Raw genomic sequence first — 17,168 nt, forward strand, 5'->3', positions numbered from 1 at the left:
TGAAGAATGAAACAAAATAGTATTGAGAGCATGAACTCACTTATTCAAAAATATAACATTCCAGGACCAAGATATACAAGTTATCCAACTGTTCCATATTGGGATAATGATACCTTTTCAAAAGAAAAATGGATAGCAACATTTAAGCAATCATTTATAGAAAGTAATTCTACAGAAGGAATTAGCTTATATATTCATTTACCATTTTGTGAGAGTTTATGTACATTTTGTGCATGTCATAAACATATAACAAAACGCCATGAAATGGAAGATCCGTATATAGAAACTGTTTTAAAAGAATGGCAGTTATATGTTAATTTGGTAGACGAAACTCCTGTTATAAAAGAAATTCACTTAGGAGGAGGGACGCCAACATTCTTTTCAGAAAAACAATTAAAAAGATTAATAGACGGAATCTTTATTAGTGCAAAGAAACACCCTGAGCATGAATTTAGTTTTGAAGGGCATCCAAACAATACGACAAAAGAACACTTGCAAACATTGTACAATTTAGGTTTTACAAGAGTAAGTTTTGGAGTACAAGATTATAATCCAAAAGTACAAGAAGCTATTCATAGAGTACAGCCTTTTGAAAACGTAGAAAAAGTACACAATTGGGCAAAAGAAATAGGCTATACGTCAATTAGTCACGATTTAGTGTTTGGGCTTCCGTTTCAAACAAAAAAAAATGTAATTCATACAATTAATAAGACAAAAGAGTTAGAACCTGATAGAATTTCATTTTATAGTTACGCGCATGTTCCATGGGTAAAAGGAGTAGGACAACGTGGGTTTAATGAAGATGATTTACCTAAAAATGAAGAAAAGCGAGAGTTGTATGAAATAGGAAAGGAGTTGTTTGCAGAAATGGGTTACATAGAAATAGGAATGGATCATTTCGCGTTACCAACCGATAGCTTGTATAAAGCAACAGAAGAGAAAACATTGCACCGTAATTTTATGGGATATACAGCAAACAAAACACAGTTAATGATTGGTTTAGGGATGTCATCAATATCAGATTCTTGGTATGGATTTGCACAAAACGTAAAAACTGTAAAAGAGTACGAAAGAATTGTGAACGAAGGAGAAATCCCTGTGTTTAGAGGACATATTTTATCCGAAGAAGATTTAATTATTAGAAAACATATTTTAAATATTATGTGTCATTTTTCTACTTCGTGGAAAGAAGATTCATTAAAAATTGAAAATGTAGAAAGTCACGTAGAAAAGTTAGAAGAAATGATGGCTGACGGATTGGTTATGGTAGAAGAAAGCAGGCTAACAGTTCCTGAAAAAGCTCGTCCTTATGTGCGTAATATTTGTATGGCTTTTGATAAAAAGTTGCACGAAAAACAACCCGAAACTAAATTGTTTTCAATGACGATATAACTTTTTGAAAATTAGAAATTTATAGGGGTGTTTGTGTAGGAGCTCCTAAAAAAATGATTAAATTTGAGTAAACCTTAAAACCAAATATCATGAAAAACTTTGAAGTAAATTGGTCAAAAGAAGAGCTGCAAACCTATCTTTTTATCTATTGTATCAATGCAGATTATAAAGAAACAAAAGAAGAGCTTGAAGCTATTTCATTAAAAACAAACCAATAAACGTACAAAAAAATGCACGCTGAGTTTGAAAAAGATAACGATTATGCTAGTATTCAAAAAATTAACCAATCGTTAGAACATTTAAGCTATGGTAAAGAAGAAATAAATAAGTTATTTGACGAAATAAAACAATTGTTTTTATCAGATGGTAGCTATGTTATTTTAGAGAAAAATCTTCTACGAGGTTTACAAAGACTATTTAAATAACAAGATATTATAAAAATAACATTCTGTTGTTTTTTAAAAAACTTTTAAAAAAACTTGAAACATGACATTTGTCATATTTTAAGAAAACCTTCACAGTTACCTTTGAACTATAATTATCAGGCAAGATATGAGCGTTATTTACTTATTATTATCACTAAGTATTTTAGTGGCTATTATTTTCTTTATAGCATTTATTGTTTCAGTAAAAAAAGGGCAGTACGATGATTCGTATACGCCGTCAGTTCGCATGTTGTTTGATGATGAACTGGTAAAAGAAGAAACAAAGAACTAACAATTAACAATAGATATTAAATTCAAATAGATTATGGAAATGCAACAATTTTATTACGATAATAAGATCGTAAAAAAATTCATCTACGCAACCTTACTATGGGGAATAGTAGGTTTTTCAGTAGGATTGTTATTGGCTTTTATGTTTTTATTCCCAAATTTAACTGACGGAATTTCGTGGTTAAGTTTCGGACGTTTAAGACCATTACATACCAACGCAGTAATTTTCGCTTTCGTAGGAAATGCTATTTTCGCGGGAGTGTATTACTCACTACAGCGATTACTGAAAGCGCGTATGGCGAGTAATTTTTTAAGTAACTTTAACTTTTGGGGATGGCAGTTAATTATTGTTGCAGCAGCCATAACACTTCCGTTAGGGTACTCAACTTCAAAAGAATATGCCGAATTAGAATGGCCAATTGATATAGCCATAGCACTAGTTTGGGTGGCTTTTGGTGCTAACATGATTTGGACAATATTACAAAGAAGACAACGCCATTTATATGTAGCAATTTGGTTCTACTTAGGAACTTTTGTAACCGTAGCGGTATTACATATTTTTAACAGTTTAGAGCTTCCAGTAAGTTTCATGAAAAGTTATTCTGTGTATGCAGGGGTTCAAGATGCACTGGTACAGTGGTGGTACGGGCATAACGCCGTAGCATTTTTCTTAACAACTCCGTTCTTAGGATTAATGTATTACTTTGTTCCTAAAGCGGCTAATCGTCCGGTATATTCATATAGATTATCTATTGTACACTTCTGGTCGTTAATTTTTATCTACATCTGGGCAGGACCTCACCACTTATTATATACATCATTACCAGATTGGGCTCAAAACTTAGGAGTAGCATTCTCTGTAATGTTAATAGCACCATCTTGGGGAGGTATGATCAACGGATTATTAACACTTCGTGGAGCTTGGGATAAAGTAAGAGTTGACCCAGTATTAAAATTCATGGTAGTTGCAATTACAGGTTATGGTATGGCAACTTTTGAAGGACCAATGTTATCGTTAAAGAATGTAAACGCAATTGCACACTTTAGTGATTGGATTATTGCTCACGTACACGTAGGTGCCTTAGCATGGAACGGATTCTTAACTTTCGGTATGTTATACTGGTTAGTACCAAGAATGTTTAAAACTAAATTATACTCTACAGCATTGGCTAACTTCCACTTCTGGATTGGAACTTTAGGAATCATCATGTATGCATTACCAATGTACGTAGCAGGATTTGTGCAAGCTTCAATGTGGAAACAATTTAATCCAGACGGAACCTTAACATACGGTAACTTCTTAGAAACAGTAAATGAAATCATCCCAATGTACTGGATGCGTGCTATTGGAGGAAGTTTTTATATCCTTGGAGCATTTGTAATGTTATACAACATTATTAAAACTGTAAAATCTGGTACTGGAGTTACTGATGAATTAGCTGAAGCACCAGCATTAACTAAAGTATCTAAGCACAGAACTTCAAATGAAGGATGGCACACTTGGTTAGAAAGAAGACCTGTAAAATTAACCATATATGCTACTGTAGCTATTTTAATTGGAGGAATTGTACAAATTATACCAACATTATTAGTGAAATCTAATATTCCAACAATTACAAGTGTACAACCATATACGCCGTTAGAATTAGAAGGTAGAGATATTTATATCCGTGAAGGATGTGTTGGATGTCACTCACAAATGGTACGTCCATTCAGGTCAGAAGTAGAGCGTTACGGAGAGTTTGCTAAAGCAGGAGAGTTTGTATATGATCATCCATTCTTATGGGGTTCTAAACGTACAGGTCCAGATTTATTAAGAGTTGGGGGTAAGTATAACGATAGTTGGCACTTAAACCACATGTACGATCCACAAAGTACATCACCAGGATCTATCATGCCAGCATACCAATGGTTAGTAAGAGATGAGTTAGATAAGAGTGATACTGAAAGAAAAATGAAAGCAATGGTAAGTTTAGGAGTTCCATATACTGATGAAGATATTGCCAATGCACAAGCAAGTATGGATGCTCAAGGAGCGAAAATTCAAGAGAATTTATACGCAGACCCTGATTTCAAAGCAAACTATGAAGCTGATAAAAAGTACGCTCAAGAAAACGGACAAACTTTCATTGAAATGAAAGATAGAGAAATCGTAGCCTTAATTGCTTACTTACAACGATTAGGTACCGATATAAAAGTAAAAGATGTTGAAGATCAATTAAGCGCTAAAAACTAGAAATCATGTTAAAGTTTGTAAAAAACCATATGGAAACAATTGCAGGTATTGAAATATACCCAATTATTTCACTAACCATATTCTTTACATTTTTCGTAGTGTTGTTTTGGTGGGTGTTTACAGCCAAGAAAGAATATATAAGTAGTGTAAGCGAATTACCTTTAGATAATTAGTAAAATTAAACAAGATGAAAAAATATTTTCAATCTATAGTATATATCATTTTTGTTGCAGTAACCTTTTTTGCTATTGCTACTGCAATTAAATCATACCAAAATCCATTTAGTCTGTATGAACATCCATTAGTTTGGATAGCAATTGTAGGACTTATAACTGTTGTAGTTTTAAAAGAAGCTTTAAACATTATAGCGCAACAAAGAGCAGAGCAACTTCAAATGGAAAAGGATGGAGTTAAACCAGAAGAAGTTGATAATTGGGCTTGGGCTAAAAAGCTTATCAGCAAATGGACAGAAGCGAAAGCAATTGAGCAAGAAGATGAAATTATTCTTGATCATAACTATGATGGAATAAAAGAGTTAGATAATAACTTACCACCATGGTGGTTGTATATGTTCTATGCAACAATCATTTTTGCAGCGGTGTACTTAGTAAGATATCATGTATTAGGTGCAGATAACCAAGAGATGGAATATGCGCAAGCAGTTGCTGAAGCTAAAAGAGAATTAGCAGCGTTTAAATCGACTTCTACCGAAGCTGTTATTGATGCAGAAACGGCTACCGTTTTAACCGATGCTGGAGATTTAAGTAGAGGTAAAGCAGTATATAATCTAAACTGTGCAGCATGTCACGTTGCTGATGGTGGTGGTGGTATCGGACCAAACTTAACCGATGAATATTGGATTTTAGGTGGTGGTATGAAAAATATTTTCAACACTATTGCTAATGGAGGTAGAGACGGTAAAGGTATGGTAGCTTGGAATAAAACATTAAAACCTGCTGATATTCAAAAAGTGGCAAGTTATATTATTTCTTTACAAGGAACCACTCCTGCAAAGCCAAAAGAACCACAAGGAGAATTATATAAAGAAGAAGGAGTAGCTCCTGCTGTAGCTAAACCTGATGAACAACCAAAAGACAGCATTCAATAAATAATTAGTTACAAATTAGTTTTTAATAGTTGATTATGGAAACACCCAAAAACGAACAATTTAGAGATAGTATAGGCACTATAAATGAAGAAGGTAAAAGGGCTTGGGTGTTTCCAAAAAAACCTAGCGGTAGGTTTTATAAATATAGGAGTTACGTAAGTTATTTTTTATTAGCATTTTTACTATCAGCTCCTTTTATAAAAATAAACGGAAACCAATTTTTACTATTTAATGTTCTAGAACGTAAGTTTAACATTTTTGGTTTCCCTTTTTGGCCACAAGATTTCCATTTAATGGTAATTTCAATGATAATAGGAGTGGTCTTTATCATTCTGTTTACCGTTGTTTTTGGTCGAATTTTCTGTGGATGGATTTGTCCACAAACTATTTTCTTAGAAATGGTTTTCAGAAAAATAGAATATTTAATTGAAGGAGATAGAGGAAAACAAATACGATTAGCTAAACAACCTTGGAATGCAGAAAAAATTAGAAAGAGAGTATTAAAGTGGATTGTATTTTTTATCATCTCTTTTATTATAGCCAATGTATTCTTAGCCTATTTAATAGGAAGCGACAAATTAATAAGTTACATAACAAGTAACCCGTTAGATAATATTAGTACCTTAATTTCACTATTAATATTTACAGGAGTATTCTATTTTATATTCGCTTGGTTTAGAGAGCAAGTATGTATTATCGCTTGTCCTTATGGTAGATTACAAGGAGTACTGTTAGATAATAAAACAATAAATGTTGCTTACGACCACGTAAGAGGAGAAGGAAAAACAGGAAGAGGAAAGTTCAATAAAAAAGAAGACAGAGCAGCATCAGGAAAAGGAGATTGTATCGACTGTTTTCAATGCGTAAATGTTTGCCCTACAGGAATTGATATTCGTAACGGAACACAGTTAGAGTGTGTAAATTGTACAGCTTGTATCGATGAGTGTGACCACATGATGGAAAAAGTAGGCTTGCCTAAAGGGTTGATTCGTTACGCAAGTGAAGAAAATATTGTAAAAAAAGCGCCTTTTAAGTTTACAGCTAGAATGAAAGGATACTCAGCAGTATTATTCATTTTAATCGGAATTTTAGTTGGAATGCTGTTTTTAAGAAACGATGTTGAAGCTACAATTTTACGTTTACCAGGACAATTGTATCAACATAAAGAAAACGGAATCATTAGCAATATTTACACTTTTAAAGTTGTAAATAAAACAACAAAAGAAATTGATGATGTCAGTTATAAACTGTTATCTCATAAAGGAAAAATAGAAACGGTAACACATCAAAATTTTGAAGTTCCTAAACAAGGGCTAGCAGAAGGTACATTGTTTATAGAACTACATCAATCAGAAATGAAAGATGAAAAAGAAAAACTAAAAATTGGAGTATATAGTGGCGATAAACTTATTGAAACAACCACTACCAACTTTTTAGGACCAAGGAGTTATAGATAAATTGGTCGAAAATAAATAGAATTAATGCTGAAAGCCAACAGCTAATAGCAAAAAACAAAATAAAATGAAACTAAACTGGGGCACGGGTATAGTAATAGCAATTGTAGGATTTATAGGGTTTATCATGTATTTCGTAGTAACGATGAGTACAGGTAAAAATTTTAATCACGATTTAGTAACAGAAAAGTACTATCAACAAGAACTGGAAGTTCAAAATCAAATTAATGCCACTAAAAATGCAAAAGCGCTAAAAGAAAATATTAAAATAGAAAGAGTAACTGAAGGAATTAAAGTCCATTTTCCAACGGACTTTAACCCTAAAGATATAAAAGGAAAAGTGTTCCTATACAGACCATCTGATAAACAATTGGATTTCGAAATGCCTATTTCGCTTTCCGAAACATATTTGCTCGTGCCTGAGAACCGTTTGTTGGGTGGTCGTTGGAACATAACCGTTTCCTGGAACTACAAAAGTAAAGATTATTTATTTCAGAAAGAATTAGTTTACTAATGTTTCTTTCAGCAATTATTTTTGGGCTATTAGGAAGTTTTCACTGTATTGGTATGTGTGGCCCTATAGCCTTTATGTTGCCAGTTGATAGAACAAACAAAGTAAAACAGTTCTTTCAAATAGCAAGCTACCATTTAGGACGCCTATTTACCTACAGCTTAATAGGTTTGTTGTTTGGTTTATTAGGAAAAGGATTTTACTTCTTCGGATTTCAACAACAACTTTCAATCATAGTAGGTGTTTTAATGATTTTGGTAATTTTATTACCTAAAACTTTTCAAAAGTATAATTTTTCAACACCTATTAATAAACTGGTAATGAAAGTAAAGTCTTCTTTAGGAAAAGAGCTGAAGAAAAAAGGGAATGATACTTTCTTTACCATAGGTTTTTTAAATGGGTTTCTTCCTTGCGGATTGGTGTATATGGCCGTTTTTGGAGCATTAACCACTAATAATATGCTATCAGGTAGTTTATACATGTTTCTTTTTGGTTTAGGAACTATTCCTTTAATGACAGCGGTTGTGTATGTAGGTAATTTTGCTAATGGTTTGGTAAGAAAAAGAATTCAACAAGCCATACCTTACGTGGTTGTTTTTATAGGGATCTTGTTCGTATTAAGAGGGTTAGGGTTAGGAATACCTTATGTTTCTCCACTTCCTGTAACAGATATTCATAATTCAGTAGAGGGTTGTCATTAGTAGTTTTACTGATAAAAATCATGGTTTAAATGAGAAAGTTTAGGTAACTTTATAAGGTGTATTAAACTTTAAAACTAAACGAATCATGAAAAAAATAATTGTTCCTGTTGATTTCTCTGAATATTCTGAAAAAGCATTACAAACAGCTGTGTTTTTTGCAAAAGAAACTAATGCAGAAATTGTGGTTGTGCATATGTTAGAACTTTCAAATGCTGTACTTAGTCAGTCAGAAAGTTACATACAACAAGAAATGTTATTTTATTTAGAGTTAACGGAGAAAAAGCTCGCTGAATTTTTAAAAAAGGATTATCTATCTGGTGTGAAAATAACACCGATTATCAAGCATTTTAAAATTTTTAGCGAAATAGATCTTTTAGCTAGAGAAGAAAAAGCAGATTTGATCATAATGGGATCTAAAGGAGTTAGCGGATTAAAAGAAATGTTTATAGGATCTAACACCGAAAAAGTAATTCGTTATACTCATATTCCTGTGCTAGTAATTAAAGAAAAGCCAATAACCGAAAAGATAGAAAAGGTGCTGTTTGCTTGTGATTTTTCTGATGATGATGTGAAATCCTATATGAAGGCGAAAACTTTCTTTAACGGTCTTAAAACAGAGGTAGAGCTTATATATGTAAGTACTCCTACGTCTAAGTTTAAAAGTACAAAAGAGCTAGAAGAAAGAATGGAGCGATTTTTTAAACAAACCAACGAAAGTGCTGAGGAAGGAATGAAAAAGGTGAAAATTGTTTCAGATTATTCAGTAGAAAGCGGTGTATTTTATTATGCTGATAAAATAGATGTTGATGTGTTAGTTGTAGCAACACATGGTAGAAAAGGAGTAGCTCATTTTTTTGAAGGAAGTATTTCTGAAGATATTGCAAATCACAGTAAATTACCAGTAATGTCTTTTAAGATATAAGGATGTTAAATAGAAATTAAAAAGCTCATTCAAATTTGAATGAGCTTTTTAATTATATGATAAAGAAAGGATTATTTACCTTCTTTTGTTTTGATATCATTTACAAACTTTTGTAAACGTTTTCCATATTCAGAACTTTTAACTCTATCAGTTAAACTATTGTTGATAGTATCTAAAAGTTGAATATTAGCATCGTATAATTCAGATAAAGCAATGTAAGGAGCGGCTTCGCTATCTGCATTAGCAATGGCAAAGTTTGTAGAGAATAAGAAACGACGACGTATCATTTTTTTGTAATCGTCTTCTACTTGTTGTATTTGAGCTTCATCTTGAGATTGACGAGCTTCTACTTCTTTTTTTACAAAATCTAAACGTTGCTCTAAAAACTTCTGATTTATCTTACGATATTCCTCCATCACTTCTTGGTTTTTAGAACCTTTAATTTCAGGTTTAAAACCAAACTCTTCAATATTATCATTTATTGTAATTTCACCTTCTTCACCAAAGAACATAATATGTTTATCAGTTGTGTTTCCATCAAAAGTAAGGTAGTACATTACTGGAGATTCTACATTATCGGTTAATATAAATTTATCATCTCCTAATAAAGCTAAAGAATCAACAGATACTAGTAAGGTATCGTTCATTTTTTGAAGATATAAAGTACCTTTTTTTAGTCCTTTGATTTGACCTTTAACTATCATGTTTCCCTCTTTTTTAGAGGAGCAGGCAAAAGCTACAAGAGCAATTGCGAAAAGAGCAATAATTTTCTTCATTGAATTCAAAATTTGTCTGTTGCAAATATGCAGATTTCTCTTAAACTTTTGAGGCAATTTCCATTAAAATTGTACAGAGAATTGCTCCTACGGTACCTATTGCATATCCGAAAACAGCTAATAAAACACCTACAGTAGCTAATGATGGGTGAAAAGCTTGTGCTACAATTGGAGCAGAAGCAGCACCACCAACATTTGCTTGACTTCCTACAGCCAAGAAGAAATATGGAGCACGGATTAATTTAGCTACTAAGATTAATAATCCTGCATGAATAGCCATCCAAACTAAACCAATAGCAATTAACCCCACATTGTCAAAAATTAAAGTTAAGTCCATTTTCATACCAATAGTTGCTACTAATACATAAATAAAAATACTACCAATTTTACTGGCTCCAGCACCTTCATAACTTTTAGCTTTTGTAAATGATAAAAGTATTGCTACAATAGTTGAAATACTGATTAACCAGAAGAATCCTGATCCTAAAAATGAAAAGATATTTCGCCATGTTTGAGATTCCATACTAGCAGTAATAGCAGCAAAGATTTCGCTTAAATATCCTGCAGCAAAATGACCAAAACCAACAGTACCAAAAGCAATAGCTAACATGATGATGAAATCAGTTAAAGTAGGATTTCTACGTACACCTTGTGTAAAACTCGAAACTCGTTCTTTTAAGTCTTCAATAGCAGAAGTATCAGCTTTTAACCACTTATCAATTTTATCTTTTTTACCAATTCCGATTAAAATAATTGCCATCCAAATGTTAGCTACAACAATATCAACAAATACCATTCCTCCATATTTAGCAGGATTGTATTTGTAAATTTCTAACATGGCAGTTTGGTTGGCACCACCACCAATCCAACTACCAGCAAGGGTAGATAAACCTCTCCATACTGCATCAAAATCTGCTCCGCCAACAGTTTCAGGAGAAACTGTAGAAATTAATAAAATAGCGATAGGCCCTCCAATAACAATTCCAATAGTTCCTGTAAAAAACATAATTAATGCTTTTGAACCTAAGTTGAAAATAGCTTTTAAATCAATGCTTAAAGTCATTAAAACTAAGGCTGCAGGTAATAAAAATCGACTAGATACGTAGTATAATTGCGATTTGCTTTTTACCACTTCGCCAGCAGCATTTGTAGTTTCCCATTCAGGAGAAATAACGCCTAGAGTAGTAAATATTGCTGGGATAAAGTAGGCCATGAATAAACCTGGTACTATTTTATAAAATTTATGCCAAAATCCTGAGGTTTGTGATTCTGTATAAAAAACAAAACCTAAAGAAATCATTAAAATACCAAATACGATTGCATCGTTTGTAAAAAGAGGTGCTTCCATCTAAAAAAAATTTGCCGCTAAAGTATGAAATAATAGTTAGTTCTATTTTCTGTGATCTGTGGTAATTGCAATTCCTAGTTGAATTCTATTGAAATTACCAACATTATTAACATTGATTAATTGATATCCAGCTTGAAGTTTTATAATATCAGAAACTTTGTATTTAAAACCAGCTCCGAACCAGTTTTGATTGTATGCTTCACCTTCAAAATCTAAAAAAGTTTCATTGTATAGGTATGTCGACCATTTTTCATCAATAGGATGACTCAAGGCTAATTGATATCGAAAGAAATTACTAGTGGTCGATTCAAAAAAACGTTGTTCACCTCTAAAACGGTGTGCTAAATTTGAACTAGCTATTTTATGGTTAACATTCAAATCCTCATAAATGCGATGTTCGCTAAAGTCACCAGCAGTAATGTTAAAAGTTTCATCAGTGTTTAAGAAAGCATACCCTACGGTAGCATTTACATTTTTATTGAATTTATAATTAGCTCCTAAGCGTCCAATGAATTGTTGCATATCGTCTCCAACTTCAAAGAAGCGAAAATGTGCTATAGATTTTAAGCCAAACTTATCTGAAATTTGGTGAGATCCGTTGTACATGTACCATACTCCTAATTCTTTGGTAGGGTCAGGTTGATTTTGAGAAAAACTGTTGAATGAAAATAAAGAGATAATTAACAAGAATAATTTTCGCATAATAATAGTTGTGGTTCTTTGTGATATTAAAAATCTCCCAAATAAATAGATATATGGGAGATTTTGTATTATGCTGACAAAAATATAAACTCGATAATTTTTCGGAAAAGTTATACTGTTAAAGTTCTTTGAATTTGTTTATGAATCATCGTTTTTAATTGGCTCTTCCTTCTTTAAATAGGTGTCTAAGAACTGTAAGATTTTACTATTTGCTTCTATTTGATTTTCTTTCTTTACAAAACCATGACCTTCATCATCAAAAAGAACATATTCCACAGGAACTCCGTTTTTCTTAACCCCAGCCACAATTTCATCAGACTCTACTTGTAAAACTCTCGGGTCTTTAGCTCCTTGTAAAACCATTAAAGGTTTGGTTACTTTATCGGTGTGGAATAAAGGAGAAATTCTTTTAAGTCTAACTGAATCGGCAGAATAAGGATTTCCTAACTCTTTGTATAGGGCTTCTCTAAACGATTCCCACCACGACGGAATACTTTTTAAAGTACGCATCCAGTTGGTTACTCCGTAAATATTTACCCCAACAGCAAATTCTTCAGGGGTATAGGTTAATGCAGCCATGGTCATATAGCCGCCATAAGATCCTCCGATGATTCCTATTTTTTCAGCGTCAATTTCTGGTTGGTTTGCTAACCAATTTTTCCCTTCTACGCAATCTTGTAAATCTTTTTCACCGTGATTTAAGTCATCCATAGTAAAAAAGGTTTTACCATAACCACTACTTCCACGATTATTTACAGCTAAAACAGCATATCCGTGGTTTACTAGGTATTGGATTCTGGAATTGAAATTTTGACGTGATTGCCCTCCAGGACCTCCATGTACCCAAACTAAAGCAGGGACTTTATTGTCTTCTGAAGCTTGATGAGGTAAGTAATAAATTGCAGGAATCGTAACTCCATCAAAAGAAGGGTAACGTATTACTTTCGCTTTTACTAAATCATCAGGATTAATTTCTTTGTTTAATACGTCAGTTAATTGCGTTTGTTTTTGAGTAGCTAAATCGTAAACGTATAAGTTAGATGGAGCATCAGAACCTCCAGCATAAAAACGCATCATGTTTTCATCTCTAGAAAAACCAACGCTGGTAATACTTTTTCCATTAACATTAGGTAAGGTTATGTTTTTTCCTTCAGCAACATCAAAAACTTCAATTACATTTTTTGCATCTTCGTTAATATAGGTAACTCTATATTTTCCATTGTTGGTAAAATAACTTCCAGAAATATCCCAATCTTTTACTAACACTTTTTCTGTTTCATTGGTGCTAATGGTATATTTCATTAAGGTTGCAAATTCACCTTCTGCATCTGTTGTGTAGTAGAAATCAGTATCATCAATAGAAAAATCAGCGGCAGAATTACCACTCAACGTAAGATTAATTTTTGTGATTACTTTGGTGGTTCTATCAAACAAAAACAAGTCACTGTCATTTGTGTTAACCGTTTTGCTTAGCGCTAGAATGTTTTTATTATTTGATATTGCTGCTACGTTATAACCGTCTTTATTTTCATAAATCATGATAGGGGTAAAAGTTTCAAGATCCATTTCATAAAGATCCATAAAACGCTTGTCTCTTTTATTAGAAGTAAAAAAGAAACTTTTCTCATTTTTTGCCCAACCAAAAAATCCAGCTCTAGCACCTTTAGTTGGTGTTAAATCTTTAATATTACCATCAAGTTCTCTTAAAAATATATGATAAATTTCATCACCATTATTATCCATTCTAAACAACATACGCTCATCTTTAGGGAAATATGAGGTTGCAAAAACAGAAGAGCTGTCTGATTTTGTTATTGGCTCAAATTCTCCGTTAGTTGTAGAAACTGTGTACATGTTATAAATTCCCGAACGATTACTGGTTACGAGTAATTTTGAGTTGTCTGGAGAAAAACTTCCTCCTGAAACACTCTCGTTATCCATCATTTGTTCGATAGAGTATTCTTTAAGTGTTTCAGCAACTTCTGTTGGCTTTTTTTGCTCTTTTTTACAAGCACTGGCTATAATAGTAATAGCGAGTAGAACGATTATTCTTTTCATTATGTAAGATTTTTTAATTTGAAATTATTCTACAGAAAATTTTTTGGTTTCTTTAAACGGAGATAAATCTATTTTTTCTACCTCAACTTTATATTCTTTCCAGTCTTTATCGAAAAAAGCATTGGTTTTTTCAATAGCATCTTTAAAAGCTCCTTTAAATTGATTGATTAATTGTTTTTCAGTAGCAGTTTGCTCACCAAATCTACTGTTTACGTACCAATTTGCTGTACTTAATCTTTGTGTAACTGTCGGATCTGGATTACGGATAATTCCTTGGCGTTTATCAACTTTACCAAAGTAAATATCAAGTAAACTATCAATTTTTTTAATAGTTTCGGTTGAATTTTTTATTTGCTCTTTGTAGGCCTTTTTATCCTTTTTTGAGAGCTCGGTTTTGTAGTTATTAGCGATGTCTTTGCTTTCAACTAATTGTTTAACAGCATCTGCAATAATATTTTGATACTTTTCAAGTTCTTTGCTTGTATCGTATTTTTGATTGATAGCCGTTTGAGAAATAGTTAATCTAGGATCGAATTTTACCGTGATGTTTTGTTCAGAAGTTTTATCTCCAAACGTAGTTTTAATTCTGTAAGTACCTGGTTTTACTCTTACACCACTAGGTTCACTTTTTTGTTTTCTAATGGTTCTTGAAGGTCTAGAAACTCCTTTTTCATCCATAAACCAAACACCTTTGTGAATTCCATTTTCTTTGGGAGTTTTTCTTTTTAGTGTTCTTATCAATCGTTTACCATCAAATATTTCAAATTTAATAGAATCCCATTTTACTTTATTTTCAGTTTCTGTTGAGTTCTCGACTGTGCTCGAACTGACATCATCGGTTTTTTTATCTTTTGGTTTTTCGTCAGTTTTTGGTTTGTTGATGTAGAATTGTACCAAAGCACCACGACTTCTGTTTTCTCCGTTATAAATAGCATCTGCGCCAAATCGACTACCTGTTGGTTGTTGATATGCAGCTTGATAAGCAATAGGAGGTTCAAACAATTCGATATTTTTTGTAAGGATATTTTTATCTTTAGCTAATGCTCTCAACGGACGAATATCGTCTAATACCCAAGCAGACCTTCCAAATGTTCCGATAACCAAATCATACTCTCTTGGATGAATTACTAAATCTTTTACAGGAACAGTTGGGAAACCTTCTGTCCATTTTGTCCAGTTTTCACCAGCATTTAAAGAAATATATAGTCCATCATCTGTTCCTAAAAAAAGTAAATTAGGTTCGATTGGGTCTTCAGCAATACTTAACGTAAAACTTTCTACATCATTTTCATCAACAATACGTTTCCATGTTTTACCGTAATCGGTAGTTCGGTAGGCATAAGGTTTGTAGTTAAAGCGACGATAATCGTTCGCTACTAATAAGGCTTCTCCTTTGTTTTTATTAGAAGCTTTTATTTGTGTAATCCAACTATTTTCTGGTAACCCTTTTAGGTTTTTAGCAACATTTGTCCAAGTTGCACCACCATTTTGAGTGATATGTACCTGACCATCATCCGTAGCTGCCCATAACATGTCTTTTTCTATAGGAGAAGGTTCGATAACTAAAATAGTACAATGATTTTCTGCACCTGTAGCATCCATAGTTAAACCTCCACTTTCTTGTTGATTGAGTTTGGTTTTGTCGTTGGTAGTTAAATCAGGAGAAATAACTTTCCATGTTAATCCTTTATCGGTTGATTTATGCACGAATTGACTTCCGAAGTATAAAGTTGAATTATCAAATGGATCAATATTAATAGCAGAGTTCCAGTTAAAACGTAACTTTACATCAGGGTCTGGATGTGTAGGACGAACTGTGTAATTGTTCCCTGTTTCGTAGTCATAACGAGATACAAAACCTTGTTGACTCATTGTCCAACCATAACGAGCATCTTCTTTATCTGGTATTACGTCAAAACCATCACCAAAACTAATCTCTTGCCAATACGAATTTCGGATACCTTGTGATTTCCAAACATAGGCAGGTCCTCGCCAAGAACCATTGTCTTGCATTCCTCCGTATACATTATAAGGGAATTCATTGTCAACATTAATATGATAATATTGAGCAATAGGTAAATTACCTATAAAGCGCCATGTTTTACCACCATCTTTGGTTATGTTCAATCCACCATCATTCCCATCAATCATAAAACTTCCATCTTTAGGATGTATCCACCAAGCGTGATGGTCTGGGTGGATTCCGTTATCAACTCCATAAGCGGGCATGAGTTGTTTAAATGATTTACCTCCGTCAATAGAAACATTTACATAGGTGAAAATAGAATACAACTTGTGCTCATTTTGAGGATCGACATAAATTTCTGAATAATAGAATGGACGGTCGCCAATTCCTTTTTTATCATTGATTTTTGTCCATTTTTCACCACCATCTTCACTTTTATACAACGCATTCTTTTTTGCTTCAACCAAGGCGTACACAATATTTGGGTTTGATGGAGCAATGGCAACACCAATTCTACCCAATTCCCCTTTAGGAAAACCTTCTTTATCGGTAATTTTTTTCCAGTTGTCACCTCCATCATGCGTTATGTATAAACCACTTCCTTCACCACCAGATTTAAAAAACCAAGGATCACGTTTATGTTCCCACATAGCAGCGATTAATTTGTTTGGATTTGATGGATCTATAACTAAATCGGCAGCACCCGTTTTTATATTGTTGAATAAGATTTTTTTCCACGTTTTACCTCCATCGGTAGTTTTGTATACACCACGTTCTTTGTGTTCACCCCATGGGGAACCTATAGCAGCTACATATACAATATCAGGATTATCAGGATGAATAACTACACGATGTATGTGTCGCGTTTTTTCTAATCCCATGGATTTCCATGATTTTCCGGCATCTAAGGATTTAAAAATTCCGTAACCACCATTCAAGCTGTTACGAGGATTCCCTTCACCAGTTCCTACCCAAATAACGCTTGGGTTTGATTGTTGAATAGCTACCGCTCCGATAGAGGCAGTTACCTCTTTATCGAAAATAGGTTGCCATTTAATACCACCGGAAGTAGATTTCCAAACCCCACCAGAAGCAGTACCAACGTACATAATATCAGGATTTGATTCAACTACATCGATAGCGGTTACACGACCACTCATACCACCCGGACCGATGTTTCGTGGTTTCATATTTTTAACCAGATCCATTGAGAATTCTTGTGAGAACAATATAGATGTTGCGAGCAATAAAATGAAAGAAAAAAGCTTGTTCATAATT

The 17,168-nt window shown here is 33.1% G+C and carries 16 protein-coding genes; 11 read left to right on the top strand and 5 right to left on the bottom strand.

The genetic code is table 11. From position 1 onward, the window contains the following. The first annotated feature begins 30 nt into the window (after nt 1-30). From hemN to Q0663_RS04150, 11 genes are all read left to right on the top strand, one after another. Nucleotides 31-1,392 carry an oxygen-independent coproporphyrinogen III oxidase gene (gene hemN / locus Q0663_RS04100; RefSeq protein ID WP_299006762.1) on the top strand — a complete coding sequence of 454 codons (1,362 nt, stop codon included), beginning with the start codon at nt 31-33 and terminating at the stop codon, nt 1,390-1,392. Between the two features lie 89 nt (nt 1,393-1,481). Beyond that, nucleotides 1,482-1,610, top strand: a complete 129-nt coding sequence (locus Q0663_RS04105; protein WP_299006763.1) for a hypothetical protein — start codon at nt 1,482-1,484, stop codon at nt 1,608-1,610. A 12-nt stretch (nt 1,611-1,622) separates the two neighbouring features. After that, nucleotides 1,623-1,817 carry a hypothetical protein gene (locus Q0663_RS04110; RefSeq protein ID WP_299006766.1) on the top strand — a complete coding sequence of 65 codons (195 nt, stop codon included), beginning with the start codon at nt 1,623-1,625 and terminating at the stop codon, nt 1,815-1,817. Nucleotides 1,818-1,944: 127 nt separating this feature from the next. Next, nucleotides 1,945-2,109, top strand: a complete 165-nt coding sequence (gene ccoS / locus Q0663_RS04115) for a cbb3-type cytochrome oxidase assembly protein CcoS (protein WP_073184498.1) — start codon at nt 1,945-1,947, stop codon at nt 2,107-2,109. Between the two features lie 33 nt (nt 2,110-2,142). Continuing rightward, nucleotides 2,143-4,344 (top strand): cytochrome-c oxidase, cbb3-type subunit I, encoded by a 2,202-nt coding sequence (ccoN, locus tag Q0663_RS04120; protein WP_299006777.1) that lies wholly within the window; start codon nt 2,143-2,145, stop codon nt 4,342-4,344. Between the two features lie 5 nt (nt 4,345-4,349). Continuing rightward, nucleotides 4,350-4,517, top strand: a complete 168-nt coding sequence (locus Q0663_RS04125; protein WP_028892889.1) for a cytochrome c oxidase subunit IV — start codon at nt 4,350-4,352, stop codon at nt 4,515-4,517. Nucleotides 4,518-4,531: 14 nt separating this feature from the next. Further along, nucleotides 4,532-5,452: a cbb3-type cytochrome c oxidase N-terminal domain-containing protein gene (locus Q0663_RS04130; protein ID WP_299006785.1), complete on the top strand. Its 921-nt coding sequence runs from the start codon at nt 4,532-4,534 to the stop codon at nt 5,450-5,452. Between the two features lie 35 nt (nt 5,453-5,487). After that, nucleotides 5,488-6,909 carry a cytochrome c oxidase accessory protein CcoG gene (gene ccoG / locus Q0663_RS04135; protein ID WP_299006791.1) on the top strand — a complete coding sequence of 474 codons (1,422 nt, stop codon included), beginning with the start codon at nt 5,488-5,490 and terminating at the stop codon, nt 6,907-6,909. A gap of 64 nt (nt 6,910-6,973) precedes the next feature. Further along, entirely contained in the window at nt 6,974-7,420 is a 447-nt protein-coding gene (locus Q0663_RS04140; RefSeq protein WP_274633632.1) for a FixH family protein, read from the top strand. Next, complete coding sequence (locus tag Q0663_RS04145) at nt 7,420-8,118, top strand: sulfite exporter TauE/SafE family protein (RefSeq protein WP_299006800.1); 699 nt, start codon at nt 7,420-7,422, stop codon at nt 8,116-8,118. Before Q0663_RS04140 ends, Q0663_RS04145 begins: the two co-directional genes overlap by 1 nt. Before the next feature lie 85 nt (nt 8,119-8,203). Next, a complete protein-coding gene (locus Q0663_RS04150) occupies nt 8,204-9,040 on the top strand; it encodes a universal stress protein (RefSeq protein ID WP_299006804.1) in 837 nt (278 codons plus the stop codon). A gap of 71 nt (nt 9,041-9,111) precedes the next feature. Here Q0663_RS04150 and Q0663_RS04155 read toward each other — a convergent pair whose 3' ends face one another. From Q0663_RS04155 to Q0663_RS04175, 5 genes are all read right to left on the bottom strand, one after another. Further along, entirely contained in the window at nt 9,112-9,816 is a 705-nt protein-coding gene (locus tag Q0663_RS04155; RefSeq protein WP_299000525.1) for a DUF4369 domain-containing protein, read from the bottom strand. 40 nt (nt 9,817-9,856) lie between these two features. Further along, nucleotides 9,857-11,164, bottom strand: a complete 1,308-nt coding sequence (locus Q0663_RS04160) for a DUF819 family protein (RefSeq protein ID WP_299006807.1) — start codon at nt 11,162-11,164, stop codon at nt 9,857-9,859. Between the two features lie 42 nt (nt 11,165-11,206). After that, nucleotides 11,207-11,866, bottom strand: coding sequence for a DUF2490 domain-containing protein (locus tag Q0663_RS04165; protein ID WP_299006810.1), 660 nt, complete (start codon nt 11,864-11,866; stop codon nt 11,207-11,209). A 138-nt stretch (nt 11,867-12,004) separates the two neighbouring features. Continuing rightward, a complete protein-coding gene (locus Q0663_RS04170) occupies nt 12,005-13,924 on the bottom strand; it encodes a S9 family peptidase (protein WP_299006814.1) in 1,920 nt (639 codons plus the stop codon). A 24-nt stretch (nt 13,925-13,948) separates the two neighbouring features. Next, nucleotides 13,949-17,164 (bottom strand): hypothetical protein, encoded by a 3,216-nt coding sequence (locus Q0663_RS04175; RefSeq protein WP_299006817.1) that lies wholly within the window; start codon nt 17,162-17,164, stop codon nt 13,949-13,951. Nucleotides 17,165-17,168 lie beyond the last annotated feature (4 nt).

The sequence above is a fragment of the uncultured Tenacibaculum sp. genome, from assembly GCF_947504135.1.
In the GTDB taxonomy this organism is placed as follows: Bacteria; Bacteroidota; Bacteroidia; order Flavobacteriales; family Flavobacteriaceae; genus Polaribacter.